Below are 16,614 nucleotides of genomic sequence, written 5' to 3'. Positions count from 1 at the left end.
ACAGGAAACGGAGTTGAGCAATGAACGCCAATCGGATCATCGACATGATCGTACGTCAGGTCATGCGCCGCCTTGTCAGTAAGGGCGTGGACAAGGGCTTTGACATGGCCAGCCGTATGGGTGGAAAGTCGGATCAACAGCCTGACGATCCCAACCGCGCGAACAGCAGTGGCCCGCGACCATCGCAGAACCTGAGACAGGCACAGCGGATGACCCGCCAAATGCGCCGGTTCATGAAGTTCTAGCCAACAGCCTTGAAATGTTTGGACAGTTTCAGCCCCTGTCCCTGATAGTTTGACGCAATGCCCGCGCCGTATAGCTGCGTGGGCATTTCTGCCATCTTCTCATAGACAAGCCGCCCTACGACCTGGCCGTGCTCCAGCACGAAGGGCGCCTCGTGGCAGCGTACTTCCAGTACACCGCGCGACCCGGCACCGCCGGCTTCGGCGTGGCCGAAGCCGGGATCGAAGAAACCGGCATAATGCACCCGGAACTCACCGACCATCGCCAGATAGGGGGCCATTTCGGCGGCGTACGTCGGTGGGATGTGAACGGCCTCGCGGCTGACCAGAATGTAGAACGCACCGGGGTCCAGAATAATGCGGCCATCGCGGGTGCGTACCTCTTCCCAGTATTCCTGAGGGTCGTATTCGCCGATCCTGTCCAGATCGATGACGCCGGTATGCGGCTTGGCGCGGTAACCCACCAGATCGGTGTCGGGCAGTTGCAGGTCGACGGAAAAACCCAACCCATCCTGAATTACCGCCGGGCCATCGACCAGCGGCGACTCGTTGTGGAGCGCCATCAACTCTGCATCGCTGAGCACCGCCTGACCCTGCCGGAAGCGTATCTGATTCAACCGCATTCCCGGACGCACCAGAACCGAGAATGAGCGCGGACAAATTTCGGCATATAGCGGTCCGGAATAACCCGCCGGCACTCGGTCAAATTCCGTGCCACCATCGGTGATGGTGCGGGTCAGTAGGTCAAGCCGCCCGGTAGAGCTTTTGGCGTTGGCAACAGCGGTCACGCTGGCGGGCAAGGCCAGCGATTCCATAAGCGGCACCAGGTAAACGCAGCCTTTCTCAAGCACGGCACCGTCGGAAATGTCTATGCGGTGCATCTCGAACTCGGCCAGGCGGTCGGCGACCGAGCGCCCTTCGCCTGCCAGAAACGACGCGCGGACGCGGTAAGCTACTGTTCCCAGGCGTAAATCCAGGCTGGCCGGTTGAACCTGAGCAGGGATGATCTGAGGGCTGGAAGTGATTTCACCGCGTTCAATCATGCCTTCGATCTGTTGGTTTGGGCATACGCCAGTCATTCCGATCCCCCCTGATGCCAGAGCGGGATCTGGCCTGTCTGCCATAAACGTCGGTGTGATTTGGTCGGGCTAGCAGGACTCGAACCTGCGACCTTCCGTCCCCCAGACGGACGCGCTACCAGGCTGCGCCATAGCCCGACGTTGAGGTGTTCATAAAGACTTTCCCGGCGGGGGCAAGAGGAAATCATCGCCTTTTTTCTTATCCCGCCGATCGGTTTTCAATGCGGTTCAGAACGGCGCGCAGATCTTTAGCCACCGGTGCAATCTGTTTCAGCAACTGGTCGTCGAATTCGGTTCGATTCCACGCCTGCGTTGCGATTCCTCCCAGCAGGGGGCTTTCATCCAGATATTCAGGCGCGGCCATCGGGGTGGTTTGTTTCGGTGCTGGAGGACTGGGCGGCGGGGTCTCTGCTGTTTGCGGGGACGTAGGTTCGGGAGATGAGTCGCCCAAATCCAGATTGATCTGTTCGCTGGTCGGCGCAGAGTTTGAGTTGAAGGGTACGACAACGCTGTCGTTTTTCGGGGCTTCTGGCTCGGCCACCTCGTCCAGCCCCTGCGAAAGCGCCGCAACATATGCCACGCCCTGTTCGCGCAGGATTCGTTGAACGCCCTTGATGGTGATACCATCCTCGTGCAGCAGTTTTTTGATGCCACCCAGAAGGCGCATGTCGTTGGGCCGGTAATAGCGTCGACCCCCGGCGCGTTTCACCGGTTTGACCTGATTGAAACGACTTTCCCAGAATCGCAGGACATGAGCCTGAACGCCCAGCCAATCCGCAACTTCACTGATCGTGCGAAACGCGTCGGGGGACTTGCTCATAACCTTGCCGTCCTGATCTTATTTGCGGTTCCCTGCCGCGACGCGATCCTTCATCAGGTGCGACGGGCGGAAAGTCAGAACCCGGCGGGGCTGAATCGGAACCTCTTCGCCGGTTTTGGGGTTACGGCCGATCCGAGCGGTCTTGTCCCGAACGCTGAAAGTGCCAAAGGATGAAATCTTTACCTGTTCGCCACGCACCAGCGCATCGGACATGTGGTTCAGAACGCTTTCGACCAGTTGCGCGCTCTCGTTGCGTGACAGGCCAACTTCGCGAAAGACGGCCTCGCTCAGATCCATTCTGGTCAGTGTTTTATCGCCCATACCATTTCCCCTGTTGATACCAAAGAATATGGCGGAGGCAATTTCACTGTCAATATCAATGAATTGCAGGCCTGTGTGTAAGCCGTTTTGCGCCGGTTACCAGCGCAGGACAACCGCACCCCAGGCCAGACCGCCGCCAATGGCCTCGGTTACGATCAGATCGCCTTGCTTGATCTGGCCACGCTGTTTGCCCACCGACAGCGCCAGAGGAATCGACGCGGCTGAGGTGTTGCCGTGGTCCTGTACGGTGACGACCACGTTTTCCATCGGCAGGCCCATTTTCTTGGCAGTGCCCTGTATGATGCGGATATTGGCCTGATGCGGCACGATCCAGTCGACATCCGAATTGGCAAGGCCCGCGGTCTCCAGGGCGGTTTCCGCAGTTTTTGTCAGTTTTTCAACGGCATGGCGGAAAACCTGATTGCCCTGCATCCGCAAATGGCCGGTCGACTGAGTCGACACGCCGCCGTCCACATACAGCAGGTCCTTGTACCGGCCATCCGAGTTCAGGTCGGTGGCCAAAACACCGCGATCATCGGATGTGCCCGTGCCTTCTTGCAGCTCAAGAACCAGCGCACCGGCACCATCTCCGAACAGCACGCAGGTCGATCGGTCGGTCCAATCCATGATTCGCGAGAAAGTCTCGGCCCCGATGACCAGAACCCGTTTGGCCTGACCGGACAGGATCAGAGCGTTGGCGTTGCTGAGTGCAAAGACGAAACCAGCGCAGACGGCCTGAACGTCAAAGGCAAAGCCCTTGGTCATGCCCAGACGCGCCTGAACCATGGTTGCAGCAGACGGGAATGTCAGATCGGCAGTCGAGGTTGCCACAATGATCGCGTCGATGTCTTCCGCAGTCAGACCCGCATCGGCTAGCGCGGCCTCGGCGGCTTTGGTGGCCAGATCCGAAGTGGATTCATCATCGGCTGCAAAATGGCGGCGTTCGATCCCCGAGCGGGTCTTGATCCACTCATCCGTTGTATCGAGCGTCTTTTCAAACTCGGAATTCGGAACGACGCGCTCTGGCAAATAATGTCCGACACCTACGACAACTGAACGGCCTGCCATGCTTGGGTACTGCCTTTTTTGTTATTCGCCGGCCTTTGGCGGCGTGTGGGCGGCATCTTGTGCAAGCTCGGCTGTTGATGCAACCCGTGCCGCCAATTTTTCGGCGAAGCCAGACTGGGCGAGGGTAAAGGCCAGTTTGACTGCCGCTGAGACTCCGGTGGCATCGGCGCCACCATGCGACTTGACCACGATTCCGTTGAGGCCAAGGAATACCCCGCCATTCACACGGCGCGGGTCGATACGTTTTTTCAGACGGTTGAGCGATGTGATCGCCAGAACCGAGGCCAAGCGCGATAGGGGAGAGTATTTGAACGCCTGACGTAACAGGTCGCCAATCAGGCTGGCCGTGCCTTCGCCGGTCTTGATCGCGACGTTGCCGGTAAAGCCATCGGTTACAATGACATCTGCCTTGTCACCTGGAATGTCGCTGCCTTCGACGAAGCCGACAAATTCGAAATTCGCCTGCTCTGCGAACTCGGCGATCATTGCGTGGGCTTCTTTCAGCTCGGCCCGGCCCTTATGTTCTTCTGTGCCCACATTCAGCAGGCCTATGCGCGGACGTTCCAGCGCCATGCCGTTACGGGCATAAGACGCGCCCATCAGCGCGTATTGCAGCAGATCCTTGGCGTCGGCCCGCACATCCGCGCCCACATCCAGCATCACGTTGAACCCTTGCGGGTTGCGCGACGGCCACAGAATCGCAATTGCCGGGCGGTTCACGCCCGGCAATTTACGCAACCGCATCATCGACAATGCCATCAGCGCGCCGGTATTGCCGCAGGAGACGGCGCCATGGGCTTCGCCATTGCGCACCGAATCCAGCGTCGACCACATCGAGGTCTGCTTGCCGTTGCGGACAACCTGGCTGGGCTTGTCCTCCATCGTGACTACGTCGGGGCAATCACGAAAAACGACGCGCCCCTGCAGGACACGCCGTTTGGCGACAAGTTTGCGCAGCCTTTGCTCAGGCCCGTGCAGGATGAACGCGATGTCGGGGTTTATGTTTGCCGATTTGGCGATGCCCGCAACCACGGTTGCGGGCCCCGAATCTCCGCCCATAGCGTCAACCGAGATGGTAATCCGTCCGGCGTGCGTGGGCTGTTCAGTCATGCCTTGCCTTCGCTTTTAAAAGGCTTAGGCCGCGTCTTCGTCCAGATCGATTTCGTCGGCTTGTGCGACGACTTCACGATCATCGTAGTGACCGCAGGACGCGCACACGTGGTGCGGGCGCTTCAGCTCGCCGCAGTTCGGGCATTCGTTCGGGTTTGCAGCAACCAGAGCGTCGTGTGCGCGGCGGTTGTTGCGACGCGACTTGGAAACTTTGTTCTGTTGGACGGCCATGGTCTCAACCTTTGTCTAACTAAGGGCCGACAGATTCGCTGTGGCCGGGTTTCATTCTTCGTTTTTCTCGTGGTTTGACGCGCGTTTAGGGTACGAGCCCCACGTTGTCCAACCCAAATTCCGATGAGCGCGCGAAAATACTGCGATTCTCGGTATGTTCAAGCGATTTTTCTGAGCGCCTGCTATGACAGGAAAACAGACCTATGTCACTCGTCTTTTTTCAACGCATCGCGCAATCCTGCCAACCCGGCAAACGGCTTGACGTCTTCATCGGTCATCGCCTGTTTTCCCGGCTCGGTAAAGTCGGCCTGGCCCAGCTCGGCGCCTTCTTTGCGCGGGTATTGGGGCAGGGCCAGCGACAGCGCCTCGATCATCACAAGTGCCGGGTCGATCTCAGCGCCCAATTGTTCAGTCTCGTCATTTTCGGGGATTTCGAACTCGGGCTCTTCGGGATCAACCCAGTCGGCAATGAATACTCGGGTTACGGGGATGTCGATGCGGGTGGTCACCGGTTCCAGAGTCACCACGCAGGGCTGAACTACTGTAGCGCCCAATTTTGCATTCAGCGCCCAGTCGCGTTTGCCCTGTGCCCTTACGTCACCCACAAAGCTGAGTTTGCGCAGGCCAAGCAAGCCCAAGTCGTCCCTTATCGCCTCCAACGCCTTGTTGTCCGGGCGCAAGTCAAAAGGCGTGGCTGCGTTTTGGGGCAGGTCGGCCACCCGCAGAGATGTCTGGTTGCTCATTCGTGACCCTTTCCTGTGTTGAACCGGGGCTGCGGTTTGATGTAAGCGAATAGGGCCCGCAAAGGGCCAAGGCAAGAGGGTGTAAATGTTGAAGGTTGTGAACAGGTTGAAACCGGCGTCCAGAACGCTTGTCTTTGCGGCCTGTCTGGCGGCGGCCAGTGCATGTACTCCGGTCTTCAAGAATCACGGGTATATCCCGCCCCCTGAGGATCTTGCCGAGATCAAAGTGGGTGTCGACACCCGTGACAGTGTTCTCGAAACCGTTGGTGCGCCAAGCTCATCCGGAGTGGTGCGCGATTCCGGGTTCTATTACGTCCGGTCACGCGTTCGTCACTATGGCCCGAAAAAACCCGAAGTTGTCTCGCGTGAGCTGGTGGCAATCAGCTTTGATGACCGTGGCGTCGTTCGGAACATCGAGCGGTTCGGGCTTGAGGACGGTATCGTTGTTCCGCTGGATCGCCGCATTACCGAATCGACAATTCAGGGTCAGGGCTTTATTCGTCAGCTCTTGGGCAACATCGGCAACTTCAACCCAGCCAATATTCCCGGCGCGTCGCAGTAACGAATGCCATACCTTGCTATGGTCACATGGCAGTCACACATGATGTGATAGTGACACAGCAAGACGTAACGGGTCAGCAACCGCGGAGGATGCGACCATGGCACTATTGCTTGGTAAAGGCCGATATCGCGCGCGATTGGCGCAGACACCGCAGGATGTGACGGCTGCCCAGCGGTTGCGCACGATGGCTTTCGGATCCGATCAGACTGATCAGGACGCATTCGATTCGATCTGTGCCCATATCCTGGTCGAAGATATGCGAGAAGGCAGGCAGTTGGTCTGCTGTTTTCGTATGCTGACCATGGAAGACGGCTCCGAGATCACCCGCAGCTATTCGGCGCAGTTTTATGACCTTTCTGCCCTTCAAGGGTTCACAGGGCGGATGGTCGAGATGGGACGCTTCTGCATTCATCCCGACTGGACCGACCCGGACATTCTTCGCGTCGCATGGGGGGCAATGACGACCTATGTCGATCAGAACAACGTCGAGATGCTGTTTGGCTGTTCCTCTTTTGCAGGGACGGAAACAGCGGATTATCTTGATGCCTTTGCCATGCTGAAACAAAGGCATTTGGCGCCAAAACGCTGGCTGCCGCGGGTCAAGGCACCGGATGTGTTTCGCTTTGCCGCCCGTTTGCGCCGCCGCCCGGATGAGAAAATGGCAATGCTGCGGATGCCACCCTTGCTGCGCACTTATCTGATGATGGGCGGCTGGGTCAGTGATCATGCGGTGGTGGATCGCCACATGAACACACTGCATGTCTTCACCGGGCTCGAGATTGGCGCGATTCCGCCGGCCCGGAAACGTCTGCTGCGGGCAGTGGCCAGGTAATCCAAGTTGACGCTTCGGCCCTGCCGGTTTAGCTGGCAGGCATGGTGAGAATTCCTTTGTTGCAGATGTCCGGCATATCCCTGACTTTCGGGGGCGATCCGGTGTTTTCCGAACTTGATCTGGTGGTTCAACCGGGCGACCGCGTGGCGCTGGTCGGGCGGAACGGGTCCGGCAAATCCACATTGATGAAAGTGATGGCCGGTCTGGTTGAGCCTGATCGCGGCGATATCGTGGTGCCTCCGGGCAAATCCGTCGGATACATGGAGCAGGACCCCGGTATGGAGGGATTTACCACGCTGGGCGACTACGCCTCGAGCGGGTTGGAGCCGGGCGAGCTGTACAAAGTTGAACGCGCCGGCGAAGGACTAAAGTTCGATCCTTCGCGTCCGGTCGAAACCGCTTCGGGCGGTGAGCGGCGGCGGGCGGCACTGGCAAAGCTGATGGCCGAGGCGTCCGACTTGATGCTGCTGGACGAGCCGACCAACCATCTGGATATCGAGGCCATCGCTTGGCTGGAACGTGAATTGGGTGCAACGCGGACAGCCTATGTGCTGATCTCGCACGACCGCGCGTTTCTGCGCGCTTTGACCCGCGCAACGCTGTGGATCGACCGGGGCATGGTGCGGCGGCAAGAGCAGGGGTTCAGCGCCTTTGAGGCGTGGCGCGATAAGGTCTGGGAAGAAGAAGACCAGCAGCGCCATAAGCTGAACCGCCTGATCAAGTCCGAGGCCAAATGGGCCGTTGAGGGCATCAGCGCCCGTCGCAAACGCAATCAGGGCCGGGTGCGGGCACTGCAGGCGTTGCGGGCCGAGAAGGCGGCGCAGATCAAGCGGCAGGGTTCAGCGGCGATGACACTGGAGGCAGGGCCGAAATCCGGACGAAAGGTGATTGAGGCTAAAGGGTTGGCCAAGTCTTTTGACGCGCAGCAGATTGTTCGGAACTTTGATCTTTTGGTGCAGCGCGGCGACCGTGTAGCCTTTGTCGGCCCTAACGGTGTGGGTAAGACGACGCTGTTGAAGATGTTGTTGGGGCAGGAGCAACCGGATGAAGGCTCGGTGACACTGGGCACCAATCTCGAAATCGCGGTTTTCGACCAGACCCGTGCGCAGCTGGACCCCGAAATGAGCCTGTGGGACAGCCTGACCGGCGACCCCGAGATGCGAGTGTCGGGTAAGGCCGATCAGGTGATGGTCGGAGGGCAACCCAAACACGTGGTCGGCTACCTCAAGGAATTTCTGTTCGACGAACGGCAGGCAAGAGCGGCCGTTAAGTCTCTGTCAGGTGGCGAAAAAGCACGGTTATTACTGGCCAAGCTGATGGCAAAGTCCTCGAACCTGCTGGTGCTGGACGAACCGACCAACGATCTGGATGTCGAAACTCTGGACCTGCTGCAGGAACTGTTGGACGATTATGACGGTACCGTCCTGCTGGTCAGCCACGACCGGGACTTTCTGGATCGGGTCGCCACTACTACCATCGCGATGGAGGGCAATGGCCGCGCCACGGTCTATGCGGGCGGGTGGTCGGACTATATCGCGCAGAGGGGCGACCTTCTTCCGAAGAAGGAAGAAAAAACAAAGACCTCTAAGTCTAAGATAAAGCAGGAGAACCCGTCGAAATCGGGTCTGTCCTTCTCGGAGAAGCACCGGCTGGACAAGCTGCCCGCCGAGATCGAACGCCTTGAGGCCGAGATCGGCAAGCTGGAAGAACTCATGTCTGACCCCGAGCTGTTCACCCGCGAGCCGGTCAAGTTCCAGAAGGCGACCGAGGCATTGGTCGAGCGGCAGGAAAAACTGGCGGCGGCAGAGGAAGAGTGGTTGACGCTGGAAGAAAAGGCCGAGGGCGCTTAGGTTCGGGGCAGCGGTCGGGCAGGGTTGCCGACCACCGTTTCTCCGGCAGCGATGTCTTTGGTTACGATGCTGCCCGCGCCGATGGTCGCGTTGTCGCCGATGGTGACGCCGGGCATCAGGATAGCACCTCCGCCAACCCACACATTCCGGCCAATGGTCACAGGCAACCCAATTTCCAGACCCTGCGCCCGTTCGGCCGGGTCTTGAGCGTGCTGGGCGCAATAGATCTGGACGTGCGGGCCGAACATCGTGTCGTCACCGATGCGCACAGGTGCGGTGTCCAGAACCACGCAACCGGCATTGAAGTAAACCCGCGCGCCGAGGTGAATGTTGATCCCATAGGCGCAGTGGAACGGGGCCTCGAAAAAGCAATCCGGCCCGGTGCTGGCCAGCAGCGCCCGTAAGTCCGGTGCCATCGCACCGCGGCTATCCGGTGGACAGGTGTTATGCGCATGAACCACGCGACGGGCTTGCGCGCGCAGGGCGTCCAGTTCCGGGTCCAGACAGCAATACCACTGCCCGGTCTGCATCTTTTCCCGTTCGGTCATGCACCAGACTTACCGCATCCGCAGGGCACCGTCGATGCGGATGACCTCTCCGTTCAGGTAACCCATTTCGACGATGAACCCGGCCAGCCGTCCGTATTCACGCGGGTCACCCAAACGGGCCGGGTTGGGGACATCGGCGGCCAGTTGCTGCTGCACCTCTTCGGGAAGACCGGCCAGCATAGGGGTCATGAAGATGCCCGGCGCGATGGCCATCACCCGAATTCCGGTCGAGGCCAGATCACGCGCCATAGGCAGGGTCATTCCAACTACGCCCCCTTTCGAGGCCGCATAGGCCGACTGTCCCTTTTGCCCGTCAAACGCCGCGATCGAGGCGGTATTGATGATCACCCCGCGCGCGCCATCCGGTTCGGGGTCGTTCTTGGCCATCTCGACCGCTGCCAGGCGCGAGACGTTGAAGGTTCCGACCAGATTGATATCGATGGTGCGTTGGAACGCGTCCAGTGGGTGGGGGCCGTCTTTACCGACCGTCTTGATGCCATAGGCAATGCCGGCGCAGTTTACGGTAGCCGTGATCCGACCCATCCGATCCGCCGCCTGTGCAATCGCCGCCGCGACTGAGGTCTCATCAGTAACGTCCGTCTCCGCGAAATACCCACCGATTTCCGCGGCAACCTGAGTGCCGCGTTCTGCGTCACGGTCAAGGATGGTGACCTGTGCGCCCTGATCCGCGAAATGGCGGGCGGTGGCTTCACCCAGGCCTGAGGCACCGCCGGTGATGACCGCAGCTGTGGTCGACAATTGCATGAAAGATCCTTCCTTTCAGGATATGAACGTATGTTCATTTAATCCGACGGTTTAGATTTTGTCCATCATTTTGACGCCAATTTTCCGGGAAATCAGGCATTTCTCAAACCTTTCTCAGAAGACCTTTAACCATGCTTAATGCGCGGGTCTCACATCGATATCAGGCGAAATGACGCGTCCAAAGGGCGTCGTGCAAGGAGACAATCGTTATGGTTAAGAGTTTGAAGGTTGGAATTCCCGTGCTGGTGACAGCACCGTTTCTGACAATGATGGCGGCAGGCAGCGCCGCAGCAGCACCCGAGGTGTGCAACTGGAAAACGGCGCGGGACGCGGCAAATCGCGGGGACTATCAGGCGATGTGCGATTGCCAGCAGGTGACGCCCAGCTTTCTGAAACGTCTGCAAACGCGGCAGGATTTCCCAGTGACACTGCGCAACACAACCGCGCAGTGCCCGGGTTTGGCAGCATTGCTGACGGACCAGCCGACAGGCTCAATCAGTGCGTCGGAAAACCGGGGTGAGGCGCGGGGCAATGATCAGTTTGCGGGCTTCGACTCTGACAACGGAAATGACTCGGGTTCGGGCGGCGGAGGTGGGGGTGGTAACCCCGGTAACGGTGGTGGCGATCCCGGTGATGGCGGCGGTGACCCTGGCGATGGCGGAGGTGGTCCCGGTGATGGGGGTGGCAATCCCGGAAATGGCGGCGGCAACGGCGGCAACAACGGCGGCGGCAACGGCGGCAACAACGGCGGCGGCAACGGCGGCAACAACGGTGGTGGCAACGGCGGCAACAATGGTGGCGGAAACGGCGGCAACAATGGTGGTCCCGGCAACGGGAACGGAAACAACGGAAACTCTGGCAATGGCGGAGGAAACAACGGCGGATCCGGCCCCGGAACCGGCAACGGTGGGGGCAACAACGGTCACGGCAATGGCTCTGGCCAAGGCGGCGGGGGTCACGGCAACGGTGGCAGCAACGGCGATGGCAAAGGTGGCCACGGTGGCGGCAAAGGCGGCGACGGAAAAGGTGGCGGCAAAGGCGGCAAACGCTAAACCCGCGGATGTTTCAAGCTGAAGTGGTTAAAATAAAAACGGCCACCCGTTTTGGGTGGCCGATTTTTTGTGAGTTTCCGCGGGGATTAGCCTAGTTGCACAAGCGCGTGCCGTTTCTTACCCGCGCTGAGCTTGATCGGGGACGACAGCGCGCCTGCGTCGATCATCAGCCCGGCATCAGTCAGCGGAGCGTCATCCAGCTTGGCACCATTCTCGGCGATCAGGCGCTTAGCCTCTTTCCCCGACTTCGCCAGACCCGACTTAACGATAATCTGCACGATGGACATGCCGTCGCCCAGCTCAGCAGGGCTGAGGGTCAGGGTGGGAAGATCGCCCCCAACACCGCCTTTTTCGAACACTTCGCGCGCGGTCGCTTCGGCGGTCGCGGCGGCTGTGGTCCCGTGGGCGAGAGTGGTTACCTCGTTGGCAAGGCGGATTTTGGCCTCATTGATTTCGGACCCTTTCAGGGCGCCCAGACGGTCGCACTCATCCACCGGCATTTCGGTATAGAGCTTCAGGAACCGCCCGACATCCGCATCGGTGGTGTTGCGCCAGAACTGCCAGAATTCATAGGGCGAGCGCATGTCGGCGTTCAGCCACACCGCACCGTCCTGAGATTTGCCCATCTTCTTGCCGTCGCTGGTGGTCAGCAGGGGCGAGGTCAGGCCATAGATTTCGTGGTCCAACACGCGGCGGGTCAGGTCGATCCCGTTGACGATATTGCCCCACTGATCCGAGCCACCCATTTGCAGAACGCAGCCATAGCGGCGGTTCAGCTCAAGGAAGTCATAGGCCTGCAGGATCATGTAGTTGAACTCGAGAAAGCTCAGCGATTGTTCACGATCCAGCCGCGATTTCACGGACTCAAACGAAAGCATGCGGTTGACCGAGAAATGTCTCCCGATATCACGCAGGAAATCGAGGTAGTTCAGACCGTCCAGCCATTCGGCATTGTTCAGCATCAGCGCCTTGTTCTCGGCGTCGCTGTCATAGTCGATATAGGCCGAGAACACCTTTTTGATGCCCGCGATGTTTTCGTCGATCTGTTCGGGACCCAGCAGCGGACGCTCATCCGCGCGGAAGGACGGGTCGCCCACCTTGGTGGTGCCGCCTCCCATCAGGGTGATCGGCTGGTGGCCGGTTTTCTGGAACCAGCGCAGCATCATGATCTGGATCAGGCTGCCCACATGCAACGACTTGGCCGTTGCATCAAAGCCGATATAGGCTGGCTTGCATCCACTCATCAGCGCTTCGTCAAGGCCCTGATAATCGGTGCAGTCGGCAAGAAAGCCGCGCTCGATCATCGTGGCGATGAAATCCGATTTGGGATGGTAGGTCATAGCGTGCCCTTTGGGTAGAAGTTGCGGGGCACTGTATAGGCGGCGCGTTGGGTAAGGAAAAGGCACCTTTTCCAACATTACGCGGGCCTGTGTCAGCTTTTGGTTGGTGGCAAGCGGAAGGCATATAGCATTGCGATCAGATTCAGTACCGCCAGCGCAATGATCGGCGTCACTGGGTCGTGTAGATGTGCCACTGCACCAAGGATTGCGGCAAAGACCATCCCGACCAGACCGGCACTGACATCTCCGAGGGCAACCAGATACGGGCGTTCCTTTTCCGAGGTCATTTCGATGATGTAGAGGTAGCGTCCATAGATCACGCCGTTCCCGCCCAATGACAGCAGCAGGATGACCAGAGCATAGATCCAGACATTCTGCGCATAGCCCATGAAGGTGAAGGCCAGTGCCATGATGGCCGAAACCGCCGAGATCAGGCATCCCAGCCACATCACCGGCTTGACCGAGATCCGTCCGCTGAGCCAGCCCCAGATGATCGAGCCGAGCACCATCCCCAGACTGGCCGCCATGACGAAGTAACTCAGCGAGTGTTTGGTCCCTACATGGAACGTTGCCGCATGGATCGTGTAAAAGGGCATCGCCAGTTCAACCGAGACAAAGATCAGCCGGGCCGTCAGAAACTTTCGATACCACCCGTAGGCCATGCCGGTTTTGAACCCGGTCACTAGCTCGGCCAGCGGTTTTGGTTTTGCCTTCGGAGCAGGCGCGTGGACCTGTTCCTCTTCCAGCAGGCGGACACCGGCAAAGCTGACCCCGGCGGCGAACATCGCAATGACCCCACACCACAAAACGACGATATGGCGCTGCATCGGTAGGTCCGAGGCCAGAAGGTCCCGGGTCACCCAGACAACAAGGATGGCCAAAATGCCCGATATCGTAGCCTGCGCGAATACCATCCGGTTGCGTTTCTCATTGGGGACGGAAATGCCGTAAATCTGACTGGTGCCCAGACTGGTGATGCCTTGACACAAACCCATGACCAAAGCGGTCGTGAGGAACAGCAGAACTATCATTAAATTGGGCAGATTGGTCGCGAACAGGGCCACGATGGCCAGAATCCCAGCGGTCAGGATGTTGGGCACGTAAACTGCCAATTTCGCGCGGGTCACCCGATTGATGAATGGAGACATAAAAATCTCGGCGATCAGCCGCGACCCGGTCACGAAAGGCAACAGCAGTCCGGCGAAAAACGTTGGTGCGCCCAGGGCCAGATACAGGAACGGCAGTACCAGATTGGGATTCACCAACTGCCCGCCAATCGTCGCCAATGATCCGGACCAAAAGATCAACTGGTAATTGCGCCCCTCGGCGGGTTGCTTGGGTGTCTGTGTGTCCGTCATGGCAGTCCGTTTGAGATACAGTTAGGCTCAATGGTTACTCAGCCCGTGTCTTCGTGCAACTGTCCCGATGGGTGCGATGTGGTTGCAGGCGCGCAGGTTGCGTCAAAAATACACGCGAAAGGTGCATTCTGGCTTGCCTTGGACTGCCTGAAACGTGCAGGTTTGGCGCGCCGCGTCGTGCAGACGACGCCAATAAACACAAGAGGTGAGCGTGAACCGGGCCATCAGGAAAAGCGGGCCGATCAAGGCCCTGGGTGCGATGTCTGGAACTTCGCTGGACGGTGTGGACACGGCAGTGGTCGAAACCGACGGAAACAGGATCATCGGCTTTGGCCCCAGCGGCTATCGCGCCTATTCCGATGCCGAGCGCGCCGATCTGCGCGCCGCCCTTGGCCAATGGCACGGCCCGGCGGTGGACCGGGCGGCCGAGTTGGTGACCATTGCCCATGCCGAGGCGCTGTCGGAGTTTGAAGACGTCGACTTGATCGGTTTCCACGGCCAGACCCTTGCGCACGAACCAAGCGGACAGGGAACGTTGCAGGTGGGTGATGGCAAAGGTCTGGCGCAAGCGCTGGGCGTGCCAGTGGTCTGGGATTTCCGCAGCGATGACGTGGCGATGGGGGGCGAGGGCGCTCCGCTGGCGCCGTTCTTCCACTTTGCTTGTGCCAAGTGGATCGGCGCTGCCGAGCCGCTTTGTTTTCTGAACCTCGGTGGGGTCGGGAACCTGACCTATGTAGACCCCAGCTTTGACGGGCCCGAAAAGCCGGGCGCGCTGTTGGCCTTCGATACTGGCCCCGCAAATGCGCCTGTGGACGACCTGATGCAGGCCCGGCTTGGCCTGCCGATGGACCGCGACGGCGCAGTCGCGCGGGGCGGGACGGTTGAAACCGGGGCGCTGGAGCTGTTTCTGGCCGAGCCGTTCTTTACCCGGATGCCGCCAAAGTCGCTGGACCGCAACGATTTTGCCGAGATGATCGGACTGGTGCAGGAGCTTTCTGACGCCGATGCCGTGGCCACCCTGACGGGAATGTGTGCAGCCGGCGTGGTGCAGGGGATGGAGCACTGCCCAAAACCGCCTTCGCGCGTGCTGGTGACCGGCGGCGGACGCCACAATCCGGTGCTTATGGAAATGCTGCGGGTGTCGCTCGAGTGTCCGGTTGAACCGGTTGAGGCCGTGGGTCTGGACGGCGACATGCTCGAGGCGCAGGCATTTGCCTATCTGGCCGTGCGCGTGGCTAGGGGGCTGCCGACCTCTTGCCCGGGTACGACGGGGGTCAAGGCCCTGGTCGGAGGCGGGGTGTTGAGTGCGGTTTGAGGTTGAGAGATGAATTTCGACAGTGAACAGAGCGTTGTCGCAGACCTGAACCTCAGACCGCAGGACCGTTTCTCGAACCCAAAAGGTTATGCCATTGGGGTAGAGTATGATGTGCCCTATTGCTCGTTCAAGATCAACGCACCGAAAACCTCGGGGGTATACTGGATATTGGCAAATGATGCGGTTGTTTACATCGGCAGGGCAAAAAACCTGCACAACCGCCTCAGCGTCCAATACGGTACGGTTTCCCCACGGCATCCGTTTAAGGGCGGGCAACTGCAAAAGTGCCGAACCAACGCGAAGATAAATTCCAACTTTTCCGAAGGTGGATATGTTTCTTTCAGGTGGCGGGCTTGCAAGGACTATGTTGAACAGGAGCATGCGTTGTTAAAGTCACCTGAAGCCAGACCGGCTTGGAACCTGCGTGCGTAACTGTGGGCCCGACCGTTTCATGATGCCATCTTTGTGGGAAGGCATCCCAGGTAAAAAATCATCTGAGAGACTTTGCATACTCACCCGCGAATTTCGGGTACCCATCCGAGGTTGATTTCAGGTGTGCTCGTGTCCAGTCGTGCAAGGCCGGTAATTGGTGGAAAGGCACATTCGGAAAAGCATGGTGTTCCGCGTGATACGGCATGTTCCAGGCCAGAAATCGGACGATTCGGTTGGTGAAGGTCGTGCGCGAGTTTTCCAGCATGTTAGCGACCGGGGGGCATAACCCGTGCTCGGCCAACAGGTAGAGGCGCAGAAAAGGTTGCCCGATCAGGACCGGACAGAGCCACAACCAGAAAAAAAGCGGCGTGTAGAACAGGCTGAGACCTAAGAAGGTGTAGAGAGCCAACAATAGCCGTGCCTCGATCCGCATAGCACGGTGTTGGGAGGCGGGCAGGTAAGGCGCATCGATCTGGCCAAAGGCGTTTTGCGGCAGAGTCTTTGCCATTCCGGTCCAATAGGGCCAACCGCTGAGATAGATCAACAATTCGGGCCAGTTGTCTGGCCGCGGTTTACCCGCAAGCTCGGGGTCTTTTTCCGGGTGGTTGGTCCATTTGTGATGCGCCAGGTGGAAATATCGAAACCATTTGAAAGGCAGGGCAATGGGGATCGAGACCAGATGCCCGATTATGTCGTTCAGCCATCCATTGCGAAACGGTGTCTTGTGGGTGCATTCATGGCTGAGAGTGAAGAGGAAGACCAACAGCACCCCTTGGGGCACCAAGAACACAGACCAATACGGAATCTTGAGCGCGATCCAGGTCGTCGTAGCCGCCAGCACAGCGATGTAAAGCGCAAGATGCCGTAGCCCGGCTGTGTTCGAGCGACGCTGCAAGTTGTCTTTCGCCTCGGGCGGGATCGACGATATGAGTTCGCGGTGATCCAT

General features: G+C 59.1%; 18 protein-coding genes and 1 tRNA gene. 6 read left to right on the top strand and 13 right to left on the bottom strand.

Features of this window, described 5'->3' with window-relative positions:
- Positions 1-20 precede the first annotated feature (20 nt).
- Positions 21-245 (top strand): hypothetical protein, encoded by a 225-nt coding sequence (locus ACR1XY_RS01725; protein WP_480589478.1) that lies wholly within the window; start codon positions 21-23, stop codon positions 243-245.
- On the opposite strand, the gene ACR1XY_RS01720 is transcribed toward ACR1XY_RS01725, so the two are convergent.
- From ACR1XY_RS01720 to ACR1XY_RS01685, 8 genes are all read right to left on the bottom strand, one after another.
- The gene (locus ACR1XY_RS01720; protein ID WP_480589477.1) at positions 242-1,321 is read right to left on the bottom strand and encodes a 2'-deoxycytidine 5'-triphosphate deaminase; all 1,080 of its coding nucleotides are present in this window, start codon (positions 1,319-1,321) and stop codon (positions 242-244) included. The genes ACR1XY_RS01725 and ACR1XY_RS01720 overlap by 4 nt on opposite strands.
- 61 nt (positions 1,322-1,382) lie before the next feature.
- A tRNA-Pro gene (locus tag ACR1XY_RS01715) sits at positions 1,383-1,459 on the bottom strand.
- 61 nt (positions 1,460-1,520) lie between these two features.
- A complete protein-coding gene (locus tag ACR1XY_RS01710; protein WP_480589476.1) occupies positions 1,521-2,141 on the bottom strand; it encodes a MerR family transcriptional regulator in 621 nt (206 codons plus the stop codon).
- Between the two features lie 18 nt (positions 2,142-2,159).
- Positions 2,160-2,462 (bottom strand): integration host factor subunit alpha, encoded by a 303-nt coding sequence (gene ihfA, locus ACR1XY_RS01705; RefSeq protein WP_008755922.1) that lies wholly within the window; start codon positions 2,460-2,462, stop codon positions 2,160-2,162.
- Positions 2,463-2,558: 96 nt separating this feature from the next.
- Positions 2,559-3,530, bottom strand: coding sequence for a beta-ketoacyl-ACP synthase III (locus ACR1XY_RS01700; protein WP_480589475.1), 972 nt, complete (start codon positions 3,528-3,530; stop codon positions 2,559-2,561).
- Between the two features lie 21 nt (positions 3,531-3,551).
- On the bottom strand, positions 3,552-4,640 hold the full coding sequence (gene plsX, locus ACR1XY_RS01695) for a phosphate acyltransferase PlsX (RefSeq protein WP_480589474.1): 1,089 nt from the start codon (positions 4,638-4,640) through the stop codon (positions 3,552-3,554).
- Between the two features lie 24 nt (positions 4,641-4,664).
- The gene (gene rpmF, locus ACR1XY_RS01690; RefSeq protein ID WP_008756996.1) at positions 4,665-4,871 is read right to left on the bottom strand and encodes a 50S ribosomal protein L32; all 207 of its coding nucleotides are present in this window, start codon (positions 4,869-4,871) and stop codon (positions 4,665-4,667) included.
- Between the two features lie 206 nt (positions 4,872-5,077).
- Positions 5,078-5,614 carry a YceD family protein gene (locus tag ACR1XY_RS01685; RefSeq protein WP_480589473.1) on the bottom strand — a complete coding sequence of 179 codons (537 nt, stop codon included), beginning with the start codon at positions 5,612-5,614 and terminating at the stop codon, positions 5,078-5,080.
- Positions 5,615-5,699: 85 nt separating this feature from the next.
- Here ACR1XY_RS01685 and ACR1XY_RS01680 point away from each other — a divergent pair, with 85 nt between their 5' ends.
- The 3 genes from ACR1XY_RS01680 (at position 5,700) to ACR1XY_RS01670 (ending at position 8,858) form a co-directional block, all read left to right on the top strand.
- The gene (locus ACR1XY_RS01680; protein WP_480589472.1) at positions 5,700-6,176 is read left to right on the top strand and encodes an outer membrane protein assembly factor BamE; all 477 of its coding nucleotides are present in this window, start codon (positions 5,700-5,702) and stop codon (positions 6,174-6,176) included.
- Positions 6,177-6,273: 97 nt separating this feature from the next.
- On the top strand, positions 6,274-7,008 hold the full coding sequence (locus tag ACR1XY_RS01675) for a GNAT family N-acetyltransferase (RefSeq protein ID WP_480589471.1): 735 nt from the start codon (positions 6,274-6,276) through the stop codon (positions 7,006-7,008).
- A gap of 41 nt (positions 7,009-7,049) precedes the next feature.
- The gene (locus tag ACR1XY_RS01670) at positions 7,050-8,858 is read left to right on the top strand and encodes an ABC-F family ATP-binding cassette domain-containing protein (protein ID WP_480589470.1); all 1,809 of its coding nucleotides are present in this window, start codon (positions 7,050-7,052) and stop codon (positions 8,856-8,858) included.
- Here the strand turns inward: ACR1XY_RS01670 and ACR1XY_RS01665 are convergent.
- Together ACR1XY_RS01665 and ACR1XY_RS01660 are read right to left on the bottom strand one after the other, a co-directional pair.
- A complete protein-coding gene (locus tag ACR1XY_RS01665) occupies positions 8,855-9,406 on the bottom strand; it encodes a sugar O-acetyltransferase (protein ID WP_480589469.1) in 552 nt (183 codons plus the stop codon). The two genes, ACR1XY_RS01670 and ACR1XY_RS01665, sit on opposite strands and share 4 nt — an antisense overlap.
- Before the next feature lie 9 nt (positions 9,407-9,415).
- Positions 9,416-10,171 carry an SDR family NAD(P)-dependent oxidoreductase gene (locus ACR1XY_RS01660; RefSeq protein ID WP_480589468.1) on the bottom strand — a complete coding sequence of 252 codons (756 nt, stop codon included), beginning with the start codon at positions 10,169-10,171 and terminating at the stop codon, positions 9,416-9,418.
- 209 nt (positions 10,172-10,380) lie between these two features.
- Here ACR1XY_RS01660 and ACR1XY_RS01655 point away from each other — a divergent pair, with 209 nt between their 5' ends.
- Positions 10,381-11,223 (top strand): hypothetical protein, encoded by an 843-nt coding sequence (locus tag ACR1XY_RS01655; RefSeq protein WP_480589467.1) that lies wholly within the window; start codon positions 10,381-10,383, stop codon positions 11,221-11,223.
- Between the two features lie 86 nt (positions 11,224-11,309).
- Here ACR1XY_RS01655 and tyrS read toward each other — a convergent pair whose 3' ends face one another.
- Positions 11,310-12,563: a tyrosine--tRNA ligase gene (gene tyrS / locus ACR1XY_RS01650; protein WP_480589466.1), complete on the bottom strand. Its 1,254-nt coding sequence runs from the start codon at positions 12,561-12,563 to the stop codon at positions 11,310-11,312.
- Between the two features lie 92 nt (positions 12,564-12,655).
- Positions 12,656-13,921 (bottom strand): MFS transporter, encoded by a 1,266-nt coding sequence (locus ACR1XY_RS01645; protein WP_480589465.1) that lies wholly within the window; start codon positions 13,919-13,921, stop codon positions 12,656-12,658.
- A 211-nt stretch (positions 13,922-14,132) separates the two neighbouring features.
- On the opposite strand from ACR1XY_RS01645, the gene ACR1XY_RS01640 reads away from it, so the two are divergent.
- A complete protein-coding gene (locus ACR1XY_RS01640) occupies positions 14,133-15,236 on the top strand; it encodes an anhydro-N-acetylmuramic acid kinase (RefSeq protein ID WP_480589464.1) in 1,104 nt (367 codons plus the stop codon).
- Between the two features lie 490 nt (positions 15,237-15,726).
- Here the strand turns inward: ACR1XY_RS01640 and ACR1XY_RS01635 are convergent, their stop codons facing one another.
- A complete protein-coding gene (locus ACR1XY_RS01635) occupies positions 15,727-16,614 on the bottom strand; it encodes a fatty acid desaturase (RefSeq protein WP_480589463.1) in 888 nt (295 codons plus the stop codon).

The organism is Ruegeria sp. AD11(2025) (assembly GCF_056542405.1).
This window is presented reverse-complemented; position numbering and strand designations above follow the sequence as displayed.

Coding starts and splice junctions, on each gene's coding strand:
- ACR1XY_RS01720 (WP_480589477.1), bottom strand. CDS start 1,321: ATGACTGGCGTATGCCCAAACCAACAGATCGAAGGCATGATTGAACGC.
- ACR1XY_RS01670 (WP_480589470.1), top strand. CDS start 7,050: ATGGTGAGAATTCCTTTGTTGCAGATGTCCGGCATATCCCTGACTTTC.
- ACR1XY_RS01700 (WP_480589475.1), bottom strand. CDS start 3,530: ATGGCAGGCCGTTCAGTTGTCGTAGGTGTCGGACATTATTTGCCAGAG.
- ACR1XY_RS01680 (WP_480589472.1), top strand. CDS start 5,700: ATGTTGAAGGTTGTGAACAGGTTGAAACCGGCGTCCAGAACGCTTGTC.
- rpmF (WP_008756996.1), bottom strand. CDS start 4,871: ATGGCCGTCCAACAGAACAAAGTTTCCAAGTCGCGTCGCAACAACCGC.
- ACR1XY_RS01665 (WP_480589469.1), bottom strand. CDS start 9,406: ATGACCGAACGGGAAAAGATGCAGACCGGGCAGTGGTATTGCTGTCTG.
- ACR1XY_RS01675 (WP_480589471.1), top strand. CDS start 6,274: ATGGCACTATTGCTTGGTAAAGGCCGATATCGCGCGCGATTGGCGCAG.
- ACR1XY_RS01635 (WP_480589463.1), bottom strand. CDS start 16,614: ATGGATCACCGCGAACTCATATCGTCGATCCCGCCCGAGGCGAAAGAC.
- ACR1XY_RS01660 (WP_480589468.1), bottom strand. CDS start 10,171: ATGCAATTGTCGACCACAGCTGCGGTCATCACCGGCGGTGCCTCAGGC.
- ACR1XY_RS01710 (WP_480589476.1), bottom strand. CDS start 2,141: ATGAGCAAGTCCCCCGACGCGTTTCGCACGATCAGTGAAGTTGCGGAT.
- ACR1XY_RS01645 (WP_480589465.1), bottom strand. CDS start 13,921: ATGACGGACACACAGACACCCAAGCAACCCGCCGAGGGGCGCAATTAC.
- ACR1XY_RS01725 (WP_480589478.1), top strand. CDS start 21: ATGAACGCCAATCGGATCATCGACATGATCGTACGTCAGGTCATGCGC.
- plsX (WP_480589474.1), bottom strand. CDS start 4,640: ATGACTGAACAGCCCACGCACGCCGGACGGATTACCATCTCGGTTGAC.
- tyrS (WP_480589466.1), bottom strand. CDS start 12,563: ATGACCTACCATCCCAAATCGGATTTCATCGCCACGATGATCGAGCGC.
- ACR1XY_RS01655 (WP_480589467.1), top strand. CDS start 10,381: ATGGTTAAGAGTTTGAAGGTTGGAATTCCCGTGCTGGTGACAGCACCG.
- ACR1XY_RS01685 (WP_480589473.1), bottom strand. CDS start 5,614: ATGAGCAACCAGACATCTCTGCGGGTGGCCGACCTGCCCCAAAACGCA.
- ihfA (WP_008755922.1), bottom strand. CDS start 2,462: ATGGGCGATAAAACACTGACCAGAATGGATCTGAGCGAGGCCGTCTTT.